We start from the raw sequence: 22,924 nt of genomic DNA, 5'->3' as shown, positions 1-22,924 counted from the left end.
AGCGGAGCGAATAGGCTGCTCAGCAGAAGCCGGACCAAGATCCGGCTTCTGCTCTGCACGCGCTCAGACTTTGGAGGCGTAGATGGCGGCATGGATCTGGCGGTTCGAGAAGTCCGACGGGACCGAGGTCGAACCCGCGGTCACGCCGGAGGAGTTCACCACACAGGGGGACGCCGAGTCCTGGCTCGGCGAGATCTGGAAGGAACTCGTCGCCGGCGGCGCGGACCAGGTGTTCCTCTTCGAGGACGGCACACAGATCTACGGTCCGATGAGCCTGCACGCCGAGGACGCGTAACCCGTCGTAGGACAGAGCGGGTGGGGGCGGCCGGAGAAGGCACCGGCCGCCCCCACCTCGTTCCCCGCAGGGCTACTGCTCGCCCAGCGTCACATCGGCCTTCTTCGACGCCCCGTTCCGCGTATACGTCACCGTCGTCTTCTGCCCCGGCTGGTCGGACGCCAGCGCCTCGGACAGGGAGGTGATCGTGGTGATGTCCGTATCGCCGAGCCGCGTGACGATGTCGCCGGCCTGGATGCCCGCCTTGCCGGCGGCCCCACCGCTCTTCACCTCGACCACGGCGACCCCGGCCGCCTGATAACTGTCGTCGACGACCGTGCGTCCGGTGATGCCGAGGGCCGCCCGCCCCGAGTCGGTGACCTTGCCGTCCTTGACGATCTGGTCGGCGACCGTCTTCACCATCGAGGACGGGATCGCGAACCCGATACCGGGCGCGGCACCGCCCCCGAGGTTCGGGTCGGTCGCGGCGAGGGTCGGGATGCCGATGACCTGCCCGTTCAGATTGACGAGCGCGCCCCCGCTGTTGCCGGGGTTGATCGCGGCCGAGGTCTGCACCATGTTGGCGATGGTCGCGCCCGTACCCCCGTCGCTGCTGCCCTCGCTGACGGTCCGTCCGGTCGCCGACACGATGCCCTGGGTCACGCTGGACGACAGTCCGAGCGGCGAACCCATGGCGAGGACGATCTGCCCCACCTCGACCTTGGAGGAGTCGGCGAAGGTCGCCGTCTTCAGCCCGTCCGGCATCCTGTCCAGCTTGACGACGGCCAGGTCCTGCCCGGGATACGAGTACACGAGCCTGGCGGTGAGCACGTCCTCGCTGTTCGCGGTGGTCACCTTGAAGGTCTTCTCGTCCCCGACGACATGCGCGTTGGTGACGATGTGCCCCTGGTCGTCGTACACGACCCCCGACCCCAGATCACTGCTGGCCTGGATCTGCACGACCGACGGCAGGACCTCCTTGATCACCTTCAGGTAGTCGTTCTGGAGGTCGTCACTCGCCATCGGTACGGCGGCCTGCGCGGTCGTAGCGCCCTTCTTCGACGAGGACGACGAGGACGACGAGGACGACGAGGACCCGGAGCCGGAACATCCGGCGACCAGCGCGAGCGAGCAGACGAGCAGAGCGATGGGCCGGAAGGCACGGGCACGGGGAGAATCCATACGCCGAGTGTCTCTTTGGGGTGAATGTCCGGCCCGTGCTGCTCGCCCGAACGAGCCCCGGGTCAGGGGCGCGCCGTCAGCCCCGCACCCCGCACAGATGCAGCAGCGCCGCCACCGCCCGATACGGATCCGTCCGCCCGGCCCGCTCCTCGGCGGCCAGCAGCGACTCGACGTCCGCCGGGATCTCGACCCCTTCGGGAGTGGTGTCGGTGAAGACCCGCACGCCGTACCAGGCCTGAAGGGGCGCCCCGATCCCCGCCAGCGTCGCGGTGAGCGTGCCCAGCTTGTCGGCCCGCACATCGAGGCCCAGCCGATTGCGGTACGCCGTCGAGTCGAACGCGGCCAGCGCGCCCGCCCAGTCCCAGGACAGTCCGGGCCGCATCGCCAGCGCGTCGGCGTTCCGCACGAGCAGCGACAGCAGCCCGCCCGGCGCCAGCATCCGCGCGAGACCCGCGAGCAGCGGATCGGGCTCGGACACGTACATGAGTACGCCATGACACAGCACGACGTCGAAACTGCCCGGCAGGAAGTGCACGCCCGTGTCCCGGCCGTCGCCCTCGATGATCCGCACCCGCTCCCGGATGCCCTCGGGCTCGCCGGCCAGCGCCTCGCGGGCCGCGGCGACCATCTTCGGTTCCTGCTCGAGCCCGGTCACCTGATGCCCGGCCCGGGCCAGCCGCAGCGCCTGCGTGCCCTGGCCCATCCCGACGTCGAGCACCCGCAGCCGCTGTCCGACGGGATACCGGCCGGCTATCTGCTCGTCGAGCTGCCGGGCCACCAGCTCCTGTCGTACGACATCCCGCAGCCCGCCCAGCCTGCTCAGCCAGGCATCCGCCGCGCCCCCGGAGAAGGAATCCGCGCTCAGGGCCGCTCTCCGCGCTTGACCTGCGGCTTCGGCAGCCGGAGTCGACGCATCTGGAGGGAGCGCATCAGGGCGTACCGGACCGAGCCCTTGGTGTTCTGGCCCGGGAAGCGCTCGGAGAGCAGCTTGCGCAGCCGGAACGCGCTCCAGAAGGAGTCGACCACGATCAGGATGATCACCACGAGCCACAGCAGCAGCGCGATGTTCTGCAGCGCGGGCATCTGCACCACGCTGAGCACGAGGATCACCACGGCCAGTGGCAGGAAGAACTCGGCGATGTTGATGCGCGAGTCCACGTAGTCACGCGCGAACTTGCGGATCGGGCCCTTGTCACGGGCCGGCAGATACCGCTCGTCACCGGTGGCCAGCGCGGTGCGCTGGCGCTCCATCTGCGCACGGCGCTCGTCGCGCTGACGCTTGGAGGCGTCCTTCCGCGTCATCGAAGTGTTGGCGACGCTGCGGCGCTGAGTCTGTGACTCACTGCGCTTGGGCGTGGGCCGACCCTTCGGGGCCTGCGGGTCTCGGGGCTGCTTGGAGTCGGTCAGCGACACCTTGTCGGTGGGCGCTGCCTTCTCTTCCTTGGCACGGCTACGGAACACAAAACCCAAGGGTAAGGGGTGAATGGGGTTGGACCCCAGTCCGCTGGGGAACGATCCGGCAACACCAGTCGTCTGTACGGGACAAGGGGGACGTCGCAGACGGTCGACTTCAGGGTCGACTCCGGGGCGTTACCCGGGGAACACCTACTCCTTACGCCGGAGCGGGACCGTAGGCAGTCGTCCTTGGGGATGAGCGCATCCGTCCCCGAACAGTGCGGTAATGGATGCAGGGCCCGTACTGTGGGTTCTGTTGCAGTCGCTGGAGCTGGAGTCCGTCAGAAGGGGGCGCGCGAAGCCCATGAGCGGTGTCATGAAGCGTATGGGGATGATCTTCCGCGCGAAGGCGAACAAGGCCCTTGACCGGGCCGAGGACCCGCGCGAAACCCTCGATTACTCGTACCAGAAGCAACTGGAGCTGCTTCAGAAGGTGCGCCGGGGTGTGGCCGACGTCGCCACGTCACGCAAGCGTCTGGAGCTCCAGCTCAACCAGTTGCAGTCGCAGTCCTCGAAGCTGGAGGACCAGGGCCGCAAGGCGCTCGCCCTCGGCCGCGAGGACCTGGCCCGCGAGGCACTCTCGCGCCGCGCCGCCCTGCAGCAGCAGGTGACGGACCTGGAGACCCAGCACACCACCCTCCAGGGCGAGGAGGAGAAGCTCACCCTCGCGGCCCAGCGCCTCCAGGCCAAGGTGGACGCCTTCCGTACGAAGAAGGAGACCATCAAGGCCACGTACACGGCGGCCCAGGCACAGACCCGGATCGGCGAGGCCTTCAGCGGCATCTCCGAGGAGATGGGCGATGTCGGGCTTGCCATCCAGCGCGCCGAGGACAAGACCCAGCAGCTCCAGGCCCGCGCCGGCGCGATCGACGAGCTCCTCGCCTCCGGCGCCCTCGACGACCCGACCGGCATGGCCAAGGACGACATCCAGGCCGAGCTGGAACGCCTGTCCGGTGGTACGGATGTAGAGCTGGAACTGCAGCGCATGAAGGCGGAGCTGGCCGGCGGTTCGTCCACTCCGCAGCAGGCGATCGAGGGCGGCGCCGACAAGGCGCAGCCCCAGCAGCCGCAGGACACTCCGCGCTTCGACAAGCAGTAGGCCCACGCCTGAGGAGGGCGACATGATCGTACGGATCATGGGGGAGGGGCAGGTGAGGCTGGCCGACGGCCACCTCACCGAGCTGAACAAGCTGGACGACGTACTCCTGACGGAAGTGCGCAACGGCGACGGCCCGGCTTTCCGCGAGACCCTCCAGGCCCTCCTGGCAAAGGTCCGCGAACTGGGCGACCCCCTCCCGGACGACTCCCTGGAACCGTCCGAGCTGATCCTCCCGGCCGAGGACGCAACCCTGGAGGAGGTCCGGGACCTGCTGAGCGACGACGGCTTGATCCCGGGGTAGGGGGCTCCTTGTAGGCGAGGGCCAACTGTCAGCCCGTCCGGCGTTTGAGGACGAGGCCGTCCAGGCCGAAGCGGGGGTCTGGGGGCGGCGCCCCCAGTACGGGGTCACCCCAGCACCGGTCACTCACAAGGAGACGCACCGTTGGCCCCCGTTCCGCCCCCGGCAGGGACCCGCACCCTGGACCGTGCCCGCTGCCAGGCGAAGGCGCACCCCTCCGCCCTGGACGCGGCCCTCGCCGCCGCGGTGCTCGTCTGCATGGTCGCCGGTTCCTTCGTGGACCCGCACGGGGACAACGGGGTGAGCTGGGGCCTCCGCACCCCCGCCCCCCTCAGCCTGATCCTCATGGCGGTCGGCGCCGCCGCGCTGGTCAAACGCCGCCGCGCCCCCATGCTGGTGCTCGCCGTCACCGCGACCGCCTCCCTCATCGAGAGCGTCACCAGTGACCCCCGCGCCCCGGTCGCGATGTCCGCCGTGGTCGCCCTGTTCACCGTCGCCGTCACCACCGACCGCTCCACCACCTGGCGCGTCGCCCTGCTCACGATGACCGTGCTGACCGGCGCCGCGATGCTCGGCGGCCCCCTCCCGTGGTACGCCCAGGAGAACCTCGGCATCTTCGCCTGGACCGGCATGGCGGCCGCCGCCGGCGACGCCGTACGCAGCCGTAAGGAATTCGTGCACGCCATACGCGAGCGCGCCGAACGGGCCGAGCGCACCCGCGAGGAGGAGGCCCGCCGCAGGGTCGCCGAGGAGCGGCTGCGCATCGCCCGGGACCTGCACGACGTGGTCGCCCACCACATCGCCCTGGTCAATGTGCAGGCCGGAGTCGCCGCGCACGTCATGGACAAGCGCCCCGACCAGGCCAAGGAGGCCCTCGCCCACGTACGCGAGGCCAGCCGCTCCGCGCTCAACGAACTCCGCGCCACCGTCGGCCTGTTGCGCCAGTCCGGCGACCCCGAGGCGCCCACCGAACCGGCCCCGGGCCTCGACCGCCTCGAAGAGCTCGCCGGCACCTTCCGCAGCGCGGGCCTCCAGGTCGAGGTGGCCCGCGCCGACAACGGCACCACCCTCCCCGCGGCCGTCGACCTGGCCGCCTACCGCGTCATCCAGGAAGCCCTCACCAACGTGCAGAAACACGCGGGAACGGAGGCGAAGGCCGAGGTCAGCGTCGTCCGCGTGGGCCCGAACGTGGAGGTCACCGTCCTCGACAACGGCTCCGGCGAGGACCAGGACCCCGACTCCGGCGGCGGCCACGGCCTGCTCGGCATGCGCGAGCGCGTCACCGCCCTGCGCGGCACCCTCACCACCGGTCCCCGGTACGGAGGCGGCTTCCGCGTCCATGCGATCCTGCCGGTCAAGACCCGCCCACGCGCCTCGGGGGACCCCGTATGACGACGATCCGTGTCCTGCTCGCCGACGACCAGGCCCTGCTGCGCAGCGCCTTCCGTGTACTCGTCGACTCCGAGCCCGACATGGAGGTCGTGGGGGAGGCCGCGGACGGCGCGGAGGCCGTACGGCTGGCCAAGGCGGAACGGGCCGACGTCGTACTCATGGACATCCGGATGCCCGGCACGGACGGCCTCGCCGCCACCCGCATGATCAGCGCCGACCCGTCCCTCGCCCACGTCCGCGTGGTCATCCTGACGACCTTCGAGGTCGACGACTACGTGGTGCAGTCGCTGCGCGCGGGCGCGTCCGGCTTCCTGGGCAAGGGCTCGGAACCCGAGGAACTCCTGAGCGCGATCAGGGTCGCCGCGGCCGGCGAGGCCCTGCTCTCGCCCGTGGCCACCAAGGGCCTGATCGCCCGCTTCCTCGCCCAGGGCGACCTGGACGACGACCGCGACCCGGCCCGCGCCGAGCGCCTCGAAGCCCTCACCGTGCGCGAACGCGAGGTCCTCGTCCAGGTCGCCGGCGGCCTCTCGAACGACGAGATCGCCGAACGTCTGGAGGTCAGCCCGCTGACGGTGAAGACCCACGTCAACCGCGCCATGTCCAAACTGGGCGCCCGCGACCGGGCCCAACTCGTCGTCATCGCCTACGAGTCGGGCCTGGTCCGGCCGCGGGTGGAATAACCCGGCAGGCCTACGGCAGCGCCAGCATCCGCTCCAGCGCCAGCTTGGCGAACGCCTCCGTCTCCTTGTCCACCTCGATGCGGTTGACCAGGTTGCCCTCGGCGAGGGACTCCAGGGTCCAGACCAGGTGGGGGAGGTCGATGCGGTTCATCGTCGAGCAGAAGCAGACCGTCTTGTCGAGGAAGACGATCTCCTTGCCCTCGGGCGCGAAACGGTTCGCGAGCCGTCGTACGAGATTCAGCTCGGTGCCGATGGCCCACTTCGAACCGGCCGGAGCCGCCTCAAGTGCCTTGATGATGTACTCGGTCGACCCGACGTAGTCCGCCGCGGCCACTACCTCGTTCTTGCACTCGGGGTGGACGAGGACGTTGACACCCGGGATCCGGGCCCGTATGTCCTCCACCGACTCCAGCGAGAAGCGGCCGTGCACCGAGCAGTGGCCGCGCCACAGGATCATCTTCGCTGCCCTCAACTGCTCAACGGTGAGGCCCCCGTTGGGCTTGTGCGGGTTGTAGAGGACGCAGTCCTCCAGGCTCATGCCCAGGTCGCGGACGGCCGTGTTGCGCCCGAGGTGCTGGTCGGGCAGGAACAGCACCTGCTCGCCCTGCTCGAAGGCCCATTCAAGGGCCCGCTCGGCGTTCGAGGAGGTGCAGATCGTGCCGCCGTGCTTGCCCGTGAACGCCTTGATGTCGGCGGACGAGTTCATGTACGAGACGGGCACGACCCGCTCGGCTATGCCGGCCTCGGTCAGCACGTCCCAGCACTCGGCGACCTGCTCGGCGGTGGCCATGTCGGCCATCGAGCAGCCGGCCGCGAGATCGGGGAGGACGACCTTCTGGTCGTCGCCGGTCAGGATGTCCGCGGACTCCGCCATGAAGTGCACACCGCAGAACACGATGTACTCGGCCTCCGGGCGCGCGGCCGCGTCCCGGGCCAGCTTGAAGGAGTCGCCCGTGACATCGGCGAACTGGATGACCTCGTCGCGCTGGTAGTGGTGGCCGAGCACGAAGACCTTCTCGCCGAGCTTCTCCTTGGCCGCGCGGGCCCGCTCGACCAGGTCCGGGTCGGACGGCGAGGGCAGGTCGCCGGGGCACTCGACACCACGCTCGCTCCTCGGGTCGGCCTCACGGCCGAGCAGCAGCAGGGCGAGGGGCGTCGGCTGAACGTCGAGCTCCTGGGTCTGGGCGGTGGTCACGACACGCACCCTTTCTGTTCTGACAGACAAGCCTTTTCGTCGAATTGACGTTATCTATCATAACTGCTTCACGTCAGTTTGACGATGCCCATAGCGTCGATGTGACATCAATCCCGGCAGTCGCTCGATACGCGCTCGGCGAGGGGCCTTGCAGGGGTGTGCGAGCATGGATGGGAGAGCAGAAGAGATACAGGCGAAAAGAACGCCACCCGGCCCGGAATGAATCCGCGGTCACGCCGGTTGAAATGTCGGCAAGCAGTCTCCGTACAACCCGGGAGAGATGTAGATGTCCGTATCGGACGAGACCAGCACCGTCACCGACGGCATCCTTCTGTCCGACGCCGCCGCGGCGAAGGTCAAGGCCCTGCTCGACCAGGAAGGCCGTGAGGATCTGGCCCTGCGTGTCGCCGTCCAGCCCGGCGGCTGCTCCGGCCTGCGTTACCAGCTCTTCTTCGACGAGCGCTCCCTCGACGGCGATGTCGTCAAGGACTTCGGCGGCGTCAAGGTCGTCACCGACCGGATGAGCGCCCCGTACCTGGGCGGCGCCTCCATCGACTTCGTGGACACCATCGAGAAGCAGGGCTTCACGATCGACAACCCGAACGCGACAGGCTCCTGCGCCTGCGGCGACTCGTTCAGCTAAACCCCGCAAGGCGGTTGAGCAACCCCGCAAGGCGGTTGAGCAACCCCGCAAGGCGGTTGAGCAAGGCGAAGGCGGCGGCCCCCTCCGACGGGGCCGCCGCCTTCGGGCTTTTCCGGTGCCCGTACGGCTCTCAGCGGGCCAGTGAGGGGCCTGTCCCCACCTCCACCTTCTGCTCCACGGGGATCTTCGTGCCGTCCGGCCCCACCACGGCGCGGTCACCGACCGGCGCCTTCAACTGCACGGTCTGGTGGTAGATCTTGGCGATCATGATGCAGACCTTGTCCGGCCAGGGCGTGGCGGTCACCGTGACCGTCACCTTGTCCGAACTCTCCACGGCCGACACCTTGTAGTCGTCGCACACCCCACCGGTGAAGGCCACGGTGAGACTCTTCCCGTCGGCCGTGTAACCGTCCGCCTTGACATCGTGCGGCGCCGCGGTGGACGTCGAACTCGCCGTCGGAGTGGGCGTGTTGGCCGAGGCCAGATACGTCGGGTCGATCGCCGGATACGTCACGGTGTAGCTGTCCTGCCCGCTCTGCCCCCGCACCTCGAACAACCACGACGGCACCAGCGTCTGCTGCCCGCTCACGGAGTGCACGGCGAGCCCGAACACCGCGTGCTCGACGGTGGCCGAGGCCTGCGTGGGCGTGGCGGAGGCGGAGGCGGCGTCGGTGGACTGTCCGCAGGGCGCCTCCAGCCGGTCCTTCAGCGGCACGGGACTGGCGCAACCGCCGATGCCCATACGGTGATCGGTCTTCGGCGCCGCGTTCATCAGGCCCAGCGTCTTGTCCGCACTCAGCACGGGATAGACGTCGCCCTTCACCGGCTCCGCCAACTGCCCGCTCCCGCCGACCACTTCACCCTGGGCGCTGACGGTCAGCCCGGTGGTCCACCCGTGCGTGGGCAGCCCGTCGATCACCGGCTCGGCGTTCACCACCCGCTGCGCGCCCATGAGTTGGCTCGCGTCGACCTTCGCGTCGTCCTGGCCGACGGCCTTGAGGACCGGGGCGGCTGCCTTCTTCGCCACGGCCGCGCTCACCGGGTCGGTGGTCGAAGTACCGGGATCGTGCGTGCACTTGAGGGTGCCGCCGGTGCAGGCGTCGGTGCCGGGTGCGTAGCGGCTGAACGTCCACATGCCCGGCGCCGCCTTGTTCACCTGCAGACTCGGACCGCTCGCGTCCTGCCCGCCCACCTTCCAGTACTGCCCCTCGGCCACCGGTGTCCCCGCGACACCGAGCGCCCTCGCGAGCCTAGCGACCTGGTCCTTGGTGACCGAGCCCTCGGGAGAGTAGACGGCAGCGGATTTCGGCCCACCGGGCAGCGTGCCCGCCGCCCGGTACGTCTGGCCGTACGGATTCGGCTCCCCGACCGCGATCCCACCGGTGCCGCCCGCCGAGTACCCGTCGAGCGCGAGCGGCGGCGGAGTCCCGTCCGCACCGGACGCCGCGGACCCCGTCCCGTCCCCCGCACCTCCGGAGGACGACGAGGACGACGCGAGATACGCCCCACCACCGCCGACGAGCAGCACGGCGGCGGCTACGGAGGCGATGACGAGGGGGGACCGGGATCGGGTCGGGCGCCTGTCGTCGGATTCGGGGGAGTGGGAGTGGGTGTGGAGGGGGAGGTCGGTGTCGGTGTCGGGGGTTGCTGGATCGGGCTGTTCCGGGTGGGTGGCCTCAGCGCCGGGCAACGCCGGATCCGCTGCTGCTACTACTTCTTCCGGCCGGCCGACTTCCGCACCGATCGCTTCCGGCTCGTCCGCGTCAGCCTCGGGCGCCGCGGCGTCGGCTGTCTTCGGCTGCTCGGCGTCTACGTCGGACACCGAGTGCCCAGTGTCGTCCGGCTGCCCGTGATCGGCCTTCGCGTCAGCCGCCGTAGAACCGGTCCCCGTGCCGGACCCCACCCCGGTACCGCCGTCCTCAAGCCCCTCCGCGGAGCCCTTCGCGGCGTCCCCCACGCCCCGCACGTCACCGGACGTGCCGGGCGTGTCGTCGTTGTCGGGTCGCTCGGTGTTCACCGCATCGCTCCTTCGGCTGCGCAACTGTCCCTTGACCCTGACCCGCCCCTGTCAAAGGGGCGGGCGGAAAGGTCGTATCCCGCATCCCCTTTACGGGGGACAGCGATGGGACGCAGCGGGGGAGCGCACGGTTCCCCTGAACGCGCCGATCGAGCCGACGGGCTCGGAACTCAGTCGCCGTACTCCGACATGCCGTCCAGCAGTCGAGCGGACTTCGACGGCACCGACACGCCGTGGATGAGCGACGGGGACACCGGAGCGGAGACGATCCGGTCGGGAGCCGTCCAGTGGGGAGCCATCCGCGCGCAGTCGCCGCGCAGCGCCGCGAGGTCCGCCGCGCCTTCGCCTTCGAGGTGGGCCGGAACGGTGGCCGAAACGTTGACCGGAACGGAGCCATCGACTTTGAGGTTCGTCATAGCGGCACCGTAGGCACGCTCGACCTCGCGAAGAAAGATCTACTATCGGGTAGTTTTGGCCGCTTCAGAGCCGCCGCGCCGACCGGGTAGCGTGAACTGTCAACGCAGCCTCCCTCAGGAGAGTCCTCGCCGTGCGCATCGCAGTCACCGGATCCATCGCCACCGACCACCTCATGACCTTCCCCGGCCGCTTCGCCGACCAGTTGGTCGCGGACCAGTTGCACACGGTGTCGCTCTCCTTCCTGGTCGACAACCTCGACGTACGCCGGGGCGGGGTCGGCGCCAACATCGCCTTCGGCATGGGCCAGCTCGGCACCAAGCCGATCCTGGTCGGCGCCGCCGGCTCCGACTTCGCCGAGTACCGCGACTGGCTCGACCGCCACGGCGTGGACACCGACTCGGTCCGTATCTCGGAGACGCTGCACACCGCGCGCTTCGTGTGCACCACCGACGCCGACCACAACCAGATCGGCTCCTTCTACACCGGCGCCATGAGCGAGGCCCGCCAGATCGAGCTGAAGACCGTCGCCGACCGCGTGGGCGGCCTCGACCTGGTCCTGATCGGCGCCGACGACCCCGAGGCGATGCTCCGCCACACGGAGGAGTGCCGGACCCGTTCCATCCCCTTCGCCGCGGACTTCTCCCAGCAGATCGCCCGCATGGAGGGCGACGACATCCGCATCCTGCTGGACGGTTCGGCGTACCTCTTCTCGAACGAGTACGAGAAGGGCCTCATCGAGTCCAAGACCGGCTGGAGCGACGAGGAGATCCTGTCCAGGGTCGGCCACCGCGTCACCACGCTCGGCTCGCGCGGTGTCCGCATCGAGCGGGTCGGCGCGGACCCGATCGAGGTCGGCTGCGCGGAGGAGGAGCGCAAGGCCGATCCCACGGGTGTCGGCGACGCGTTCCGGGCGGGGTTCCTCTCGGCGCTGGCGTGGGGGGTTTCCCTTGAGCGGGCGGCGCAGGTCGGCTGCATGCTCGCGACGCTGGTCATCGAGACTGTGGGGACGCAGGAGTACCAGTTGCGGCGGGTGCACTTCCTGGACCGGTTCACCAAGGCTTACGGGCATGATGCGGCTGGTGAGGTCCGGGGTTACCTGGGCTGATTGGTCGTCCGCGGGCGCGTGGGGGCTGGTCGCGCACACGCGGCGGTAGCCGCATATCGACACAGCCCCGCGCCCCTGAAGGGGGCGCTCAACTTGCCCGGCGTACCACGTACGCCGGGCCCTCCTCCTCGCCCACGTACTCCTGGCCCCGCATCTCGCACCACGCCGGGATGTCCAGCCGCGCGGCCTCGTCATCCGACAGGACCCGGATCGTGCCGCCGATCGGGACATCGCCGATGACCTTGGCGAGCTCGATCACCGGGATCGGGCAGCGCTTGCCGAGGGCGTCCACGACGAGGGAGTCGTCCTCCTTTTCCACGACCGTCATCGGCACCTCCGCCCCCAACTTCTCCCGCGCCCCCGCCACCGCCCCCGGCAGCACGGCGAGAAAACGCTCGACGTCCTCCTCCACCGCTCCCCGCGGCAACGACACCCGCACATTCCCCTCACTCAGCACGCCCATCGCCTTCAGCACATGGCTGGGCGTCAGTGTGCTGCTCGTGCAGGAGGAGCCGGAGGAGACGGAGAAACCGGCGCGGTCCAGTTCGTGCAGGAGGGTCTCTCCATCGACATAGAGACAGGAGAAGGTGACGATCCCGGGCAGCCGGCGCACCGGATCGCCGACCACATCCACCCCCGGCACCAGCCGCGGCACCCGCGTCCGGATCCGCTCCGTCAGTTCCCGTAGCCGTACCGCCTCCTGGGCCGCTTCCGCACGCACCGCGCGGAGCGAGGCGGCCGCGGCCACGACGGCGGGGATGTTCTCGAAGCCGGGGGACCTGCCCAACTCCCTTTCGTCGGCGGGCTGTTGAGCCGCGAAGCGCACGCCCTTCCGCACCACCAGCAGCCCGACCCCGGCCGGGCCGCCCCACTTGTGCGCGCTGGCCGTGAGCAGCGACCAGGCGCCCTCGACCGGCCCCCACCCCAGCGACTGCGCCGCGTCGACCAGCAACGGCACCCCGACCGCCCGGCACGCCTCGGCCACCTCGGCGACCGGCTGCACGGTCCCCACCTCGTGGTTGGCCGACTGGAGGCAGGCCAGCGCGGTGTCCGACCGGAGGGAATCCGCGTACGCCGCCACGCTCACCGCCCCCGTACGGTCCACGGGCACCTCGGTGGACGAACCGCCCTCCGCGACCAGCGCCTCGGCCGAATGGAGCACGGAAGAGTGTTCAACCGCTGACACGATCAGGTGACGCCCGACGCGCCGCCGCCCCGCCAGCGCTCCCGCGATACCGCTGTGCACGGCTCGAGTTCCGGAGCCCGTGAACACCAATTCGTCGGGTCGGCACCCGACGGCTTCGGCAGCAGCTTCACGAGCGGCGTCCAGCAGCAGGCGCGCCTTACGCCCCTCCCTGTACAACCTGGCGGGGTCCGCCCACCCTTCGTCCAGGGACGCCAACAGCGCCTGCCGGGCGACGGGATGGAGCGGAGCGGAGGATGCGGCATCAAAGTAGGACACACGCCAACGTTAAAACGTACGGTGCCTTTCCTCAGGGGCGCGGGGAACTGCGCGAGCAACCACAACGCACCCGCACCCGCCCAAATCACCTGAACCCCCGAGCTATTAGGCGCAAGGAGTAACGGGCGGCGCGTATGCCACCCTCCCCGCGAACCCCCGGAGGGCGTCGGCTAGGGTTTGGTCCGCATAAACATCCAAACCCCTGCCCGACGCAGGGCGGCGACCGACCCGCGTGAAGGCAGGCCGCAGCCAATCCGCGCGGGCGAGACTCTCGGGAAGGCGCTACGTGAGTCCCAACGGCTCCGACCGCTCGCCGCGGCGCCCGATGCGGCGGAAGCTGCTGCAGGCAATGACTGCGGGCCTGGTCCTGGCGACCGCGACCGGTTGCACATCCAAGGACTTCCCTCGCCTTGGTTTCCCCACCCCGACCACGGAAGAGGGTCCGCGGATCCTCTCCCTGTGGCAGGGATCCTGGGCTGCCGCGCTCGCGGTCGGCGTCCTGGTGTGGGCCCTGATCATGTGGAGCGTCATGTTCCACAGGCGCAGCCGCACCAAGGTCGAGATCCCCCCGCAGACCCGGTACAACATGCCCATCGAGGCGCTGTACACGGTGGTCCCGCTCATCATCGTCTCGGTGCTGTTCTACTTCACGGCTCGCGATGAGACGAAGCTCCTGAGCCTCGACAAGAAGCCCGATGTGACGGTCAACGTCGTGGGCTTCCAGTGGAGCTGGGGCTTCAACTACATCGAGAACGTCGACGGTGTCAGTGGTGACGCGACGACCGACAAGAACCTGGCCGCCATCCCGGACCGGTTCAAGAAGGAATTCCCGGCGAACGCCGGCGGTGTCTACGACGTCGGTACGCCCGCCTCGAAGAACCCGCAGACCGGCAACCCGGGTCCGACCCTCTGGCTCCCCAAGGGCGAGACGGTCCGCTTCGTCCTCACCTCACGTGACGTCATCCACGACTTCTGGGTGGTGCCGTTCCTGATGAAGATGGACGTCGTCCCGGGCCACACCAACGCCTTCCAGGTGACTCCCAACAAGGAGGGCACCTACCTCGGCAAGTGCGCCGAGCTCTGCGGCGTCGACCACTCCCGGATGCTGTTCAACGTGAAGGTCGTCTCGCCGGAGCGCTACCAGCAGCACCTCAAGGACCTTGCCAAGAAGGGGCAGACCGGTTACATCCCCGCTGGCATCGCGCAGACGAGCCACGAGAAGAACCGGGAGACGAACAACCTGTGAGCATCCTCAACGAACCTCAGGGTGCCGCGGCGGCAGAGTCCCACTACGCGGACGAGCTGCCGGTAAGGCGCAAGCAACCCGGTAACGTCGTGATCAAGTGGCTCACCACCACCGACCACAAGACGATCGGCACGCTGTATCTGGTCACGTCGTTCGCGTTCTTCCTGATCGGCGGCGTCATGGCGCTGCTGATGCGTGCCGAGCTCGCCCGGCCGGGTCTGCAGATCATGTCGAACGAGCAGTTCAACCAGGCGTTCACGATGCACGGCACGATCATGCTGCTGATGTTCGCGACGCCGCTGTTCGCCGGTTTCACGAACTGGATCATGCCGCTGCAGATCGGCGCGCCCGACGTGGCGTTCCCGCGGCTGAACATGTTCGCCTACTGGCTCTACCTGTTCGGCTCGACGATCGCGGTGGGCGGCTTCCTCACCCCGCAGGGCGCGGCCGACTTCGGCTGGTTCGCGTACAGCCCGCTGTCGGACGCGGTCCGCTCGCCGGGCATCGGCGCCGACATGTGGATCATGGGTCTGGCCTTCTCCGGCTTCGGCACGATCCTCGGCGCGGTCAACTTCATCACCACGATCATCTGCATGCGCGCACCGGGCATGACGATGTTCCGCATGCCGATCTTCGTGTGGAACGTGCTGCTGACCGCCGTCCTCGTTCTGCTGGCCTTCCCGGTCCTCGCCGCCGCGCTGTTCGCGCTGGAGGCGGATCGGAAATTCGGGGCACATGTCTTCGACTCGGCCAACGGCGGGGCATTGCTGTGGCAACACCTCTTCTGGTTCTTCGGCCATCCAGAGGTGTACATCATCGCCCTGCCGTTCTTCGGCATCATCTCCGAGGTCATCCCGGTCTTCTCCCGCAAGCCGATGTTCGGCTACATGGGCCTGATCGCCGCGACCATCTCCATCGCGGGTCTCTCCGTGACCGTGTGGGCCCACCACATGTACGTCACCGGCGGAGTCTTGCTCCCGTTCTTCTCCTTCATGACGTTCCTCATCGCCGTGCCAACAGGCGTGAAGTTCTTCAACTGGATCGGAACGATGTGGAAGGGGTCCCTGTCCTTCGAGACCCCGATGCTCTGGGCCACCGGCTTCCTGATCACCTTCACCTTCGGTGGTCTGACCGGTGTCATCCTGGCCTCGCCGCCGATGGACTTCCACGTCTCGGACTCGTACTTCGTCGTCGCCCACTTCCACTACGTGGTCTTCGGCACGGTCGTCTTCGCGATGTTCTCCGGCTTCCACTTCTGGTGGCCGAAGATGACCGGCAAGATGCTCGACGAGCGCCTCGGCAAGATCACCTTCTGGACGCTGTTCATCGGCTTCCACGGCACCTTCCTGGTCCAGCACTGGCTGGGTGCCGAGGGCATGCCCCGTCGCTACGCCGACTACCTGGCGCAGGACGGCTTCACCGCCCTGAACACGGTCTCGACGATCAGCTCCTTCCTGCTCGGCCTGTCGATCCTGCCGTTCCTCTACAACGTGTGGAAGACGGCCAAGTACGGCAAGAAGGTCGAGGTCGACGACCCGTGGGGCTACGGCCGTTCGCTGGAGTGGGCGACCTCGTGCCCGCCCCCGCGGCACAACTTCCTCACTCTCCCGCGCATCCGCAGCGAATCCCCGGCGTTCGACCTGCACCACCCGGAGATCGCCGCGCTCGACCAGCTCGAGAACGCGCACCACGCTGACAAGGCCCTCGCCGGCGGCAAGGAGGCGGGCAAGTGAAGGTCCAGGGCAGGATGTTCATGTGGCTGGCCGTCTTCGTGCTGGTCATGGCGGTCGTCTACGGCGTCTGGTCCAAGGAGGCGGCCGGTACCACGGCCCTCTTCATGGCCTTCGGCCTGTGCATCATGGTCGGCTTCTACCTGGGCTTCACCGCCCGGCGGATCGACACCCTCGCACAGGACAACAAGGAAGCCGACGTCGCGGACGAGGCCGGCGAGGTGGGCTTCTTCAGCCCGCACAGTTGGCAGCCGCTCACGCTCGGCATCGGTGGCGCGCTGGCCTTCCTGTCGATCGCGATCGGCTGGTGGCTGCTGTACTTCTCCGCGCCGGTCATCATGATCGGCCTGTGGGGCTGGGTCTTCGAGTACTACCGCGGTGAGAGCCGCACCCAGTAGCACGCGCTGAGCGCTCACGAGCCCGGACACTCCGTCAGGAGGGTCCGGGCTCGTGCTTTTGCCGTAACGCGGGTCCCTCTTCCGAGTCACCCACCGCGCCGCCGTTGACGAACCTTCATAGCCTCGACTCATGAGCCACACACCGCGCACCCGCACCGTCGTCGGCTGCACCCTGCTGGTGATCTCGCTCGGCGCGGGCTTCACCGCCTGCGGGTCCGGCGGCGGCAACCCGCTGTCGGCCGAGCCGTACGACGCGGCGGGGCAGATCTCCTTCAACGGCCCGTCCGGCAACGGCAAGAAGGCCGACCCCGACAAGCCTCTGGTCGTCACCGTCGACGGTGACGACGGACGGATCACGGACGTCACGGCCATGGACGCCACGGGACGCTACGTCACGGGCGAACTCGCCGCCGACGGCACCCGCTGGCACAGCACCTCCCCGCTGGCCGCCAACGCCCGCTACACGGTCCGGGTGAGCACGGAGGACGAGGACGGCGCCCCCGGCCGCAAGGTCCTCACCTTCGACACCACCAAGCCGACCGCCAAGAAGAGCCTGACCGTCAAGTTCGGTCCGGACACGGGCACGTACGGCGTGGGTCAGCCGGTCACCGCCGAACTGAACATGCCCGTCAAGGACAAGGCGCAGCGGGCCATCGTGGAACGCGCCCTCAGAGTGGACTCCGTGCCCGCCGTGGAGGGCGCCTGGCACTGGGTGGACGACAAGGAACTCCACTACCGCCCCAAGGAGTACTGGCCCGCCCACGCCACCGTCCGGGTGCGCAGCGACCTCGACGGCGTGAAGATCAGCGACCGCCTCCGGGGCGGCGCCTCGAAGGGGCTCAAGCTCACCACCGGCGACAAGATCGTCGCCGTGACGGACGCCGCGTCCCACGAGATGACGGTCTACAAGAACGGCGAGGAGATCAACGAGATCCCCGTCACCACCGGCAAGCCCGGCTTCGAGACCCGAAACGGCGTCAAGGTCGTACTGGGCAAGGAGTACTTCGTACGGATGCGCGGTACCACCGTCGGCATCTCCGAGGGCTCCTCGGACTCGTACGACCTCCCCGTCTACTACGCGACCCGGGTCACCTGGAGCGGCGAGTACGTCCACGCCGCCCCCTGGTCCGTGGGCTCCCAGGGCTCCGAGAACGTCAGCCACGGCTGCACCGGCATGAGCACCGGCAACGCCGAGTGGTTCTTCGACACCATCCACCAGGGCGATGTCGTCAAGGTCGTCAACTCCAACGGCGACGACATGGAACCCTTCGGCAACGGCTACGGCGACTGGAACCTCGGCTGGAAGAAATGGCGAGGCGGCAGCGCGTTGGTAGGCGGAACCCCGGATGGTCCGAGGCCGGAGGACGCGGCGCGCTTGCGGCCAGAGTCGGTGTGAAGCGCCCCGGAAGGGGCGCGGGGCTGTGACATGTGCGGCTCCGCCGCGTGGGCGCGAGCAACCACAACCGGCCCGCAGCCGCCAAGCTACGGGCCGTCCCACCCCACTAGGCGCTCAAGGCTCGCTTCACACGCAACAGAGAGGCAAGCGAGGCAGCGAACTCAACAGGATCCACCGGAAGGGTCACCGCGGCGTCCGCACGGCTCCACGTGGCCAGCCAGGCATCCTGAGGCCGCCCGATGAGCACCAGCACCGGCGGGCAGTTGAACACCTCGTCCTTCACCTGGCGGCACAACCCCATGCCCCCCATCGGCGAGGACTCCCCGTCGAACACACAGACATCGATCCCGCCCCGGTCCAGCTCCTTCAACGCCGCCGCGGGCGTAGCGCACTCCAGGAACTCGACCAACGGCACGTCAGCAGCCGGCCGCCTGCCGGAGGCGAGCCGCACCTGCTCGCGGGTGTTGGAGTCATCGCTGTAGACCAGCACCGTGGCGGTCGCCTGCATTCTTCCTCCCAAGGTCCGTTGCGCGGATGCTACTCCCTTGAACACCCCGTCAACACCTGTTGGAACACCCCTGCGATGGGCCATACGGGCAGTACACACGCTGCGGACACTCCGAACGGCACCCCCCGGAGTGAGGGCGGGATAAGCGACCGACATAATGTCGGTCGTGGCGACAGCAACGACAGTAGAAACCGGGCACGCGCACCCGTCGGTCAACCGGCCGAACCTCACCAGCGTCGGAACCATCATCTGGCTGAGTTCCGAGCTGATGTTCTTCGCGGCCCTCTTCGCGATGTACTTCACCCTGCGATCGGTGACCGGTCCGGATCACTGGAAGGAGATGGCGAGCCATCTCAACCTTCCGTTCTCCGCGACCAACACCACGATCCTGGTGCTCTCCTCCCTCACCTGCCAGCTCGGCGTCTTCGCCGCCGAGCGCGGGGACGTGAAGAAGCTCCGGGGCTGGTTCATCATCACGTTCGTGATGGGTGCGATCTTCATCGGCGGTCAGATCTTCGAGTACACGGAGCTGGTGAAGAAGGACGGCCTGTCGCTGTCCTCCGACCCGTACGGCTCGGTGTTCTACCTGACCACCGGGTTCCACGGCATGCACGTGACGGGCGGCCTCATCGCCTTCCTGTTCGTCCTCGGACGTACCTACGCGGCGAAGAGGTTCACTCACGAACAGGCGACCGCGGCCATCGTCGTGTCCTACTACTGGCACTTCGTCGATGTCGTCTGGATCGGCCTCTTCGCCACGATCTACTTGATCAAGTAGTCGGGCCCGATCCCGCGCGCAGCCAAGAAGCGCACATTCCAGAAGCATCGACGCAGAAGATCCTGACACCGGGGTAATCCGTGAAAAAGCTCTCCACACGACGACGCCATCCGCTGGCGGCGGTCGTCGTACTACTCCTCGCGCTGGCGGTATCCGGGGGGGTGTACAGCCTGCTCGCCCCCGCGAGCAAGGCGCAGGCCGACGAGTCCGCTCAGTCCCTCGCCATCGACGAGGGCAAGAAGCTGTTCGCCGTCGGCTGCGCAAGTTGCCACGGCACCGGCGGTCAGGGCTCCTCCGACGGTCCGAGCCTGGTGGGTGTCGGCGCCGCGGCGGTCGACTTCCAGGTCGGCACCGGCCGGATGCCGGCCCAGCAGCCGGGCGCTCAGATCCCGGCCAAGAAGGTCATCTACTCCCAGGCCGAGATCGACCAGCTCGCGGCGTACATCGCCTCGCTGGGCGCCGGCCCGGTCATCCCGACGAAGAACGAGTACGGGCCGGAGGGTTCGGACATCGCCAAGGGTGGCGAGCTGTTCCGCACCAACTGCGCCCAGTGCCACAACTTCACCGGCAAGGGCGGCGCGCTGACGCACGGCAAGTTCGCGCCGAGCCTCGAAGGCGTTGCCCCGAAGCACATCTACGAGGCCATGCAGACCGGCCCGCAGAACATGCCTTCCTTCCCCGACACCACGCTGTCGTCGAAGAACAAGAAGGACATCATCGCGTACCTCGACGCGGTCAACGGCGACGACACCGAGAGCCCCGGCGGTCTTGAGCTGGGTGGTCTCGGTCCGGTCAGTGAGGGTCTCTTCGCCTGGATCTTCGGTCTGGGCGCGCTGATCGCGGTAGCCGTCTGGGTCGCCGCTCGGACCGCAAAGGCCAAGAAGTCATGAGTAGCCAAGACATTCCAGAAGAGAACCTGCCCGCTGAGCAGGACGCGCACGGCGCGGTGTCGGTCGCGGACGAGAACGACCCGTTCGCCGACCCGGGACTGCCGCCGCACGAGCACCGTGTCCAGGACATCGACGAGCGGGCCGCCAAGCGGTCCGAGCGCGTCGTCGCCTTCCTGTTCACGCTGTCGATGCTCGCCACCGTCGGCTTCATCGCCTCGTACGTGGGGATCCCGCACGACAAGGCGATCTTCGTCTTCCCGATCGGTCACATCAACGCGCTCAACTTCGCGCTGGGTCTGACCCTCGGTACGGCGCTCTTCGCCATCGGCGCGGGCGCGGTCCACTGGGCCCGCACCCTGATGTCCGACGTGGAGATCGCCGACGAGCGGCACGCGATCGAGGCGCCCCCCGAGGTCAAGGCCAAGGTCATGGCCGACTTCAAGGAGGGTGCCAAGGAGTCGGCGCTCGGCCGTCGCAAGCTGATCCGCAACACGATGTTCGGCGCGCTGGCCCTGTTCCCGCTCTCCGGCGTCATGCTGCTGCGCGACCTGGGCCCGCTGCCCGGGACCAAGCTCCGCCACACCATCTGGTCCAAGGGCAAGCTGCTCGTCAACATGAACACGAACCTGCCGCTGCGTCCCTCGGACGTGGCCGTCGGCTCGCTCACCTTCGCCAAGCCCGAGGGCCTGGAGGAGACCGACGAGGAGTTCCAGACCGAGATCGCCAAGGCGGCGCTGATGATCGTCCGGCTGCAGCCGGAGAACATCAAGGACAAGCGCGAGCTGGAGTGGGCGCACGAGGGCATCGTCGCCTTCTCGAAGATCTGCACCCACGTGGGCTGCCCGATCTCCCTGTACGAGCAGCAGACGCACCACGTGCTGTGCCCGTGCCACCAGTCCACCTTCGACCTCTCCGACGGTGCCCGAGTGATCTTCGGCCCGGCCGGTCACGCCCTGCCGCAGTTGCGCATCGGCGTGAGCGACGAGGGTTACCTCGAAGCGCTCGGCGACTTCGAGGAGCCCGTCGGTCCTGCATTCTGGGAGCGCGGATGAGCACCAACGAGAACAACAACGAGCGGCGCGAGAAAGCACCGGCCGGCGAGAAGATCGCCGACTGGGCGGACGGTCGGCTCGGGATCTACTCCCTGGCCAAGACCAACATGCGCAAGATCTTCCCCGACCACTGGTCGTTCATGTTGGGCGAGGTCTGCCTCTACAGCTTCGTGATCATCATCCTCACGGGTGTGTATCTGACGCTGTTCTTCCACCCGTCGATGAACGAGGTGACGTACCACGGCAGCTATGTCCCGCTCCAGGGGCAGCTCATGTCGGAGGCGTTCAACTCGACCATGCACATCTCCTTCGATGTGCGCGGTGGTCTGCTGATCCGCCAGATCCACCACTGGGCGGCGCTGATCTTCCTCGCCGGCATGTTCGTGCACATGATGCGCGTGTTCTTCACGGGCGCGTTCCGCAAGCCGCGTGAGGTCAACTGGCTGTTCGGCTTCCTGCTGTTCGTCCTGGGCATGTTCACCGGTTTCACCGGTTACTCGCTCCCGGACGACCTGCTCTCCGGCACCGGTGTCCGCTTCATGGAGGGCGCGGTCCTGTCCGTGCCGATCGTCGGCACGTACCTGTCGTTCTTCCTCTTCGGCGGCGAGTTCCCGGGCGGCGACTTCGTCGCACGGTTCTACTCGATCCACATCCTGCTGCTGCCGGGCATCATGCTCGGCCTGGTGGTCGGCCACCTGATCCTGGTCTTCTACCACAAGCACACGCAGTTCGCGGGTCCCGGAAAGACGAACAAGAACGTCGTCGGCATGCCGCTGCTGCCGGTCTACATGGCCAAGGCCGGAGGCTTCTTCTTCCTGGTCTTCGGTGTCATCGCGGCCGTCGCGGCGATCGCCTCGATCAACCCGATCTGGGCGATGGGCCCCTACCGGCCGGACATGGTGTCCACGGGCGCCCAGCCCGACTGGTACATGGGCTTCTCCGAGGGCCTGATCCGTGTCATGCCGGGCTGGGAGATCAACTTCTGGGGCCACACGCTCGTCCTGGGCGTGTTCATCCCGCTGGTGATCTTCCCGCTGGTCCTGGTCTCGATCGCGGTCTACCCGTTCATCGAGTCCTGGGTCACCGGCGACAAGCGCGAGCACCACATCCTGGACCGCCCGCGCAACGCCCCGACCCGTACGGCCTTCGGTGCCGCGTGGATCTCGTGGTACTTTGTCCTGCTCGTCGGTGGCGGCAACGACATCTGGGCCACGCACTTCCACCTGTCGATCAACTCGATCACCTGGTTCGTGCGCGTCGGCTTCTTCGTCGTGCCGGTCCTCGTGTTCCTCGCCACCAAGCGGGTCTGCCTCGGCCTCCAGCGCCGCGACAAGGACAAGGTGCTGCACGGCCGCGAGTCCGGCATCATCAAGCGCCTGCCGCACGGTGAGTTCGTCGAGATCCACGAGCCGCTCAGCCAGGACGCGCTGCACACGCTCACCGCGCACGAGCAGTACGCACCGGCCGCGATCGGCGCGACGGTCGACGAGAACGGTGTCGAGCGCAAGGTGAAGGGCTACCAGAAGCTGCGCGCCAAGCTGAGCGAGGCGTACTACGGCGAGGAGTCCCAGATCCCCAAGCCCACCGTCGAGGAGTACAAGGAGATCACGAGCGGCCACGGCCACCACTGATCGCTGAGGCGTCGCCACGCCACAGTCGAAGGGCCCCGTCCGAACACCGGACGGGGCCCTTCGCCGTGTCCCGCGC

23 protein-coding genes are annotated in these 22,924 nt (G+C 68.3%); 15 read left to right on the top strand and 8 right to left on the bottom strand.

Annotated features, from left to right (window positions below; translation table 11 throughout):
- The first annotated feature begins 82 nt into the window (after positions 1–82).
- Positions 83–295 (top strand): hypothetical protein, encoded by a 213-nt coding sequence (locus OG223_RS15655; protein ID WP_033284163.1) that lies wholly within the window; start codon positions 83–85, stop codon positions 293–295.
- 72 nt (positions 296–367) lie between these two features.
- On the opposite strand, the gene OG223_RS15650 is transcribed toward OG223_RS15655, so the two are convergent.
- The 3 genes from OG223_RS15650 to OG223_RS15640 form a co-directional block, all read right to left on the bottom strand.
- Entirely contained in the window at positions 368–1,456 is a 1,089-nt protein-coding gene (locus OG223_RS15650) for a S1C family serine protease (protein WP_329248115.1), read from the bottom strand.
- A gap of 76 nt (positions 1,457–1,532) precedes the next feature.
- Positions 1,533–2,234: a class I SAM-dependent methyltransferase gene (locus OG223_RS15645; RefSeq protein WP_329248111.1), complete on the bottom strand. Its 702-nt coding sequence runs from the start codon at positions 2,232–2,234 to the stop codon at positions 1,533–1,535.
- An 83-nt stretch (positions 2,235–2,317) separates the two neighbouring features.
- Complete coding sequence (locus tag OG223_RS15640) at positions 2,318–2,956, bottom strand: DUF3043 domain-containing protein (RefSeq protein WP_329265290.1); 639 nt, start codon at positions 2,954–2,956, stop codon at positions 2,318–2,320.
- A gap of 259 nt (positions 2,957–3,215) precedes the next feature.
- Between OG223_RS15640 and OG223_RS15635 the strand changes: the two genes are divergently transcribed.
- The 4 genes from OG223_RS15635 (at position 3,216) to OG223_RS15620 (ending at position 6,380) form a co-directional block, all read left to right on the top strand.
- Complete coding sequence (locus OG223_RS15635; protein WP_329248108.1) at positions 3,216–4,010, top strand: PspA/IM30 family protein; 795 nt, start codon at positions 3,216–3,218, stop codon at positions 4,008–4,010.
- A 22-nt stretch (positions 4,011–4,032) separates the two neighbouring features.
- Positions 4,033–4,311 carry a PspA-associated protein PspAA gene (gene pspAA, locus OG223_RS15630; RefSeq protein WP_329248105.1) on the top strand — a complete coding sequence of 93 codons (279 nt, stop codon included), beginning with the start codon at positions 4,033–4,035 and terminating at the stop codon, positions 4,309–4,311.
- A 141-nt stretch (positions 4,312–4,452) separates the two neighbouring features.
- Entirely contained in the window at positions 4,453–5,700 is a 1,248-nt protein-coding gene (locus OG223_RS15625) for a sensor histidine kinase (protein ID WP_329248102.1), read from the top strand.
- Complete coding sequence (locus tag OG223_RS15620; RefSeq protein ID WP_329248099.1) at positions 5,697–6,380, top strand: response regulator transcription factor; 684 nt, start codon at positions 5,697–5,699, stop codon at positions 6,378–6,380. The genes OG223_RS15625 and OG223_RS15620 overlap by 4 nt, the downstream gene beginning before the upstream one ends.
- Before the next feature lie 10 nt (positions 6,381–6,390).
- On the opposite strand, the gene nadA is transcribed toward OG223_RS15620, so the two are convergent.
- Positions 6,391–7,575, bottom strand: a complete 1,185-nt coding sequence (gene nadA / locus OG223_RS15615) for a quinolinate synthase NadA (RefSeq protein WP_329248096.1) — start codon at positions 7,573–7,575, stop codon at positions 6,391–6,393.
- Positions 7,576–7,861: 286 nt separating this feature from the next.
- On the opposite strand from nadA, the gene OG223_RS15610 reads away from it, so the two are divergent.
- Positions 7,862–8,218 (top strand): iron-sulfur cluster assembly accessory protein, encoded by a 357-nt coding sequence (locus OG223_RS15610; protein ID WP_019065032.1) that lies wholly within the window; start codon positions 7,862–7,864, stop codon positions 8,216–8,218.
- A gap of 130 nt (positions 8,219–8,348) precedes the next feature.
- On the opposite strand, the gene OG223_RS15605 is transcribed toward OG223_RS15610, so the two are convergent.
- Together OG223_RS15605 and OG223_RS15600 are read right to left on the bottom strand one after the other, a co-directional pair.
- On the bottom strand, positions 8,349–10,235 hold the full coding sequence (locus OG223_RS15605; protein ID WP_329248093.1) for a hypothetical protein: 1,887 nt from the start codon (positions 10,233–10,235) through the stop codon (positions 8,349–8,351).
- 170 nt (positions 10,236–10,405) lie between these two features.
- Positions 10,406–10,651, bottom strand: a complete 246-nt coding sequence (locus OG223_RS15600) for a hypothetical protein (protein ID WP_329248090.1) — start codon at positions 10,649–10,651, stop codon at positions 10,406–10,408.
- 131 nt (positions 10,652–10,782) lie between these two features.
- On the opposite strand from OG223_RS15600, the gene OG223_RS15595 reads away from it, so the two are divergent.
- Complete coding sequence (locus tag OG223_RS15595) at positions 10,783–11,757, top strand: carbohydrate kinase family protein (RefSeq protein WP_329248088.1); 975 nt, start codon at positions 10,783–10,785, stop codon at positions 11,755–11,757.
- Positions 11,758–11,845: 88 nt separating this feature from the next.
- Here the strand turns inward: OG223_RS15595 and OG223_RS15590 are convergent, their stop codons facing one another.
- Positions 11,846–13,219 (bottom strand): cysteine desulfurase/sulfurtransferase TusA family protein, encoded by a 1,374-nt coding sequence (locus tag OG223_RS15590; RefSeq protein ID WP_329248085.1) that lies wholly within the window; start codon positions 13,217–13,219, stop codon positions 11,846–11,848.
- 286 nt (positions 13,220–13,505) lie between these two features.
- Here OG223_RS15590 and ctaC point away from each other — a divergent pair, with 286 nt between their 5' ends.
- From ctaC to OG223_RS15570, 4 genes are all read left to right on the top strand, one after another.
- On the top strand, positions 13,506–14,465 hold the full coding sequence (gene ctaC, locus OG223_RS15585) for an aa3-type cytochrome oxidase subunit II (protein ID WP_329248083.1): 960 nt from the start codon (positions 13,506–13,508) through the stop codon (positions 14,463–14,465).
- Positions 14,462–16,198 carry an aa3-type cytochrome oxidase subunit I gene (gene ctaD, locus OG223_RS15580; protein WP_329248080.1) on the top strand — a complete coding sequence of 579 codons (1,737 nt, stop codon included), beginning with the start codon at positions 14,462–14,464 and terminating at the stop codon, positions 16,196–16,198. The genes ctaC and ctaD overlap by 4 nt, the downstream gene beginning before the upstream one ends.
- Complete coding sequence (locus OG223_RS15575; RefSeq protein ID WP_329248077.1) at positions 16,195–16,593, top strand: cytochrome c oxidase subunit 4; 399 nt, start codon at positions 16,195–16,197, stop codon at positions 16,591–16,593. The genes ctaD and OG223_RS15575 overlap by 4 nt, the downstream gene beginning before the upstream one ends.
- A gap of 130 nt (positions 16,594–16,723) precedes the next feature.
- A complete protein-coding gene (locus OG223_RS15570; protein WP_329248074.1) occupies positions 16,724–17,989 on the top strand; it encodes a L,D-transpeptidase in 1,266 nt (421 codons plus the stop codon).
- Between the two features lie 106 nt (positions 17,990–18,095).
- Here OG223_RS15570 and OG223_RS15565 read toward each other — a convergent pair whose 3' ends face one another.
- A complete protein-coding gene (locus OG223_RS15565; protein WP_329248071.1) occupies positions 18,096–18,497 on the bottom strand; it encodes a hypothetical protein in 402 nt (133 codons plus the stop codon).
- Between the two features lie 157 nt (positions 18,498–18,654).
- On the opposite strand from OG223_RS15565, the gene ctaE reads away from it, so the two are divergent.
- From ctaE to qcrB, 4 genes are all read left to right on the top strand, one after another.
- On the top strand, positions 18,655–19,275 hold the full coding sequence (ctaE, locus tag OG223_RS15560) for an aa3-type cytochrome oxidase subunit III (RefSeq protein WP_019067823.1): 621 nt from the start codon (positions 18,655–18,657) through the stop codon (positions 19,273–19,275).
- A gap of 80 nt (positions 19,276–19,355) precedes the next feature.
- A complete protein-coding gene (gene qcrC, locus OG223_RS15555; protein ID WP_329248068.1) occupies positions 19,356–20,165 on the top strand; it encodes a cytochrome bc1 complex diheme cytochrome c subunit in 810 nt (269 codons plus the stop codon).
- Positions 20,162–21,217 (top strand): cytochrome bc1 complex Rieske iron-sulfur subunit, encoded by a 1,056-nt coding sequence (gene qcrA, locus OG223_RS15550; protein WP_329248065.1) that lies wholly within the window; start codon positions 20,162–20,164, stop codon positions 21,215–21,217. The genes qcrC and qcrA overlap by 4 nt, the downstream gene beginning before the upstream one ends.
- Positions 21,214–22,848: a cytochrome bc1 complex cytochrome b subunit gene (gene qcrB / locus OG223_RS15545; RefSeq protein ID WP_329248061.1), complete on the top strand. Its 1,635-nt coding sequence runs from the start codon at positions 21,214–21,216 to the stop codon at positions 22,846–22,848. The genes qcrA and qcrB overlap by 4 nt, the downstream gene beginning before the upstream one ends.
- Positions 22,849–22,924: the final 76 nt, after the last annotated feature.

Source organism: Streptomyces sp. NBC_01478 (assembly GCF_036227225.1).
Lineage (GTDB): Bacteria > Actinomycetota > Actinomycetes > Streptomycetales > Streptomycetaceae > Streptomyces.
The sequence above is the reverse complement of the archived record's forward strand: the minus strand, read 5'-3'. Positions and strand labels throughout refer to the sequence as shown.

What these genes read in the sequence shown, in the direction of transcription:
- OG223_RS15655 (WP_033284163.1), top strand. Translation starts at nt 83, where the DNA reads ATGGCGGCATGGATCTGGCGGTTCGAGAAGTCCGACGGGACCGAGGTC.
- OG223_RS15650 (WP_329248115.1), bottom strand. Translation starts at nt 1,456, where the DNA reads ATGGATTCTCCCCGTGCCCGTGCCTTCCGGCCCATCGCTCTGCTCGTC.
- OG223_RS15635 (WP_329248108.1), top strand. Translation starts at nt 3,216, where the DNA reads ATGAGCGGTGTCATGAAGCGTATGGGGATGATCTTCCGCGCGAAGGCG.
- pspAA (WP_329248105.1), top strand. Translation starts at nt 4,033, where the DNA reads ATGATCGTACGGATCATGGGGGAGGGGCAGGTGAGGCTGGCCGACGGC.
- OG223_RS15620 (WP_329248099.1), top strand. Translation starts at nt 5,697, where the DNA reads ATGACGACGATCCGTGTCCTGCTCGCCGACGACCAGGCCCTGCTGCGC.
- OG223_RS15610 (WP_019065032.1), top strand. Translation starts at nt 7,862, where the DNA reads ATGTCCGTATCGGACGAGACCAGCACCGTCACCGACGGCATCCTTCTG.
- OG223_RS15600 (WP_329248090.1), bottom strand. Translation starts at nt 10,651, where the DNA reads ATGACGAACCTCAAAGTCGATGGCTCCGTTCCGGTCAACGTTTCGGCC.
- OG223_RS15570 (WP_329248074.1), top strand. Translation starts at nt 16,724, where the DNA reads ATGAGCCACACACCGCGCACCCGCACCGTCGTCGGCTGCACCCTGCTG.
- OG223_RS15565 (WP_329248071.1), bottom strand. Translation starts at nt 18,497, where the DNA reads ATGCAGGCGACCGCCACGGTGCTGGTCTACAGCGATGACTCCAACACC.
- ctaE (WP_019067823.1), top strand. Translation starts at nt 18,655, where the DNA reads ATGTCGGTCGTGGCGACAGCAACGACAGTAGAAACCGGGCACGCGCAC.
- qcrA (WP_329248065.1), top strand. Translation starts at nt 20,162, where the DNA reads ATGAGTAGCCAAGACATTCCAGAAGAGAACCTGCCCGCTGAGCAGGAC.
- qcrB (WP_329248061.1), top strand. Translation starts at nt 21,214, where the DNA reads ATGAGCACCAACGAGAACAACAACGAGCGGCGCGAGAAAGCACCGGCC.